Origin of the sequence: Paraburkholderia sp. SARCC-3016 (assembly GCF_031119615.1) — a bacterium.
GTDB lineage: Bacteria > Pseudomonadota > Gammaproteobacteria > Burkholderiales > Burkholderiaceae > Paraburkholderia.
In genome coordinates this window covers 1-1,152 of sequence record NZ_JAVHZD010000095.1, presented here as the reverse complement: position 1 = coordinate 1,152, position 1,152 = coordinate 1, and the positions used below count along the sequence as shown (strand labels likewise).

The following is a 1,152-nucleotide window of genomic DNA, read 5'->3' as shown; positions in this document are numbered from 1 at the left end:
CGTAGCCATGTCGTTCTGTGAGCCAAGGAGTTGGTAGAATGTTTTGTCTTCCTAAGACCGCTTGGCCTCCGACTTTCTTTGACGATTGCAGCTTAGTTAGCGTGCCGCTTTTGAACTTGAACCAGCCCTGCGAGCCCTGCAAAACGACTTCGTCGTCTTGCCAGAACACGCGCTTGACCGACATGCGCCTGTGCGAGCGTTGCACAAGGGTTGGATGGTGGCGAAAGTCATACAGCACAGGGCCGGAATCTGTCTGCACGAGTGTGCGTGTCACGGTTTGAGTTGCATTGCCGATGTCGTCGAAATGCGTGAGCGTGTTCGCGGCGAAGCGATCGAAAACCTGGTTGTCCAGCATTCCCACGAAATCGCGGTCGACCCGCGCGAATTGCAGCTCGCCGGAGGGCGTGGCGAGCGGGCCGGGCGCGTTGCTTTGTGCATGAACGCAGGTCGCGAAGCAGGTGGCGGTCAGGGCAGCGAGGAAAAGTCGTCTCATGTTTTCTCTGGACTTGGCGGCGTATAAGCAGCCATTGTCCCGCATTCCGCCGCTTCAGGTGCTGTCGAGTCTTTTCGGAGAAGGCGTGTGCGGGCGGTGCACCAGCCGCCCGCACAGTCGTCCCGGCCTCATATTACGATTCGCCGAAAATCGGCCTTGCCCGCCCGGTGCAAATGCCGGGCACATCTCGACGTGCGGCGCGTTTGTCGCGGCATGCGGCCGCAGCATCGTTGCCGTCGGCGGTGCCGGTTCGCGCAGCGTTACAGCGCTATCTGCGGTGATTGGCACACTCGGCATGGCGAGCAGCTCCGTCTTTCTTACCGAACCCGCCGACGTGCCGAAGTAATAGCCGATCCGGCATCCCCACGCGCCCCTGCCATTCGAATGTCCTGATAACCCTTTTTTTTGGCATATCGAGTGCCTTTAGTCGACGCTATCCTTCCACAGCCTTGACCGTGCCCGCAGTCATCTGTTCTTGCAATCGGAGATTGATCGACCGCATTGCTCCTGTAGTTATAACCATCCCCGCATACCATGGCACAGACTCTGTACGACAAATTGTGGAACACGCATGTGGTCCACACCGAAGACGACGGCACGACGCTTCTTTATATCGACCGTCATCTGCTGCATGAGGTCACGAGCCCGCAGGCGTTCGA

At 58.6% G+C, this 1,152-nt stretch carries 2 pseudogenes; both read right to left on the bottom strand.

The features are described from left to right. Nucleotides 1-76 precede the first annotated feature (76 nt). Nucleotides 77-493 (bottom strand): annotated as a pseudogene (locus tag QYH69_RS35840) (hypothetical protein); the annotation flags it as partial. A gap of 153 nt (nucleotides 494-646) precedes the next feature. Continuing rightward, nucleotides 647-862 (bottom strand): annotated as a pseudogene (locus tag QYH69_RS35835) (hypothetical protein); the annotation flags it as partial. Nucleotides 863-1,152: the final 290 nt, after the last annotated feature.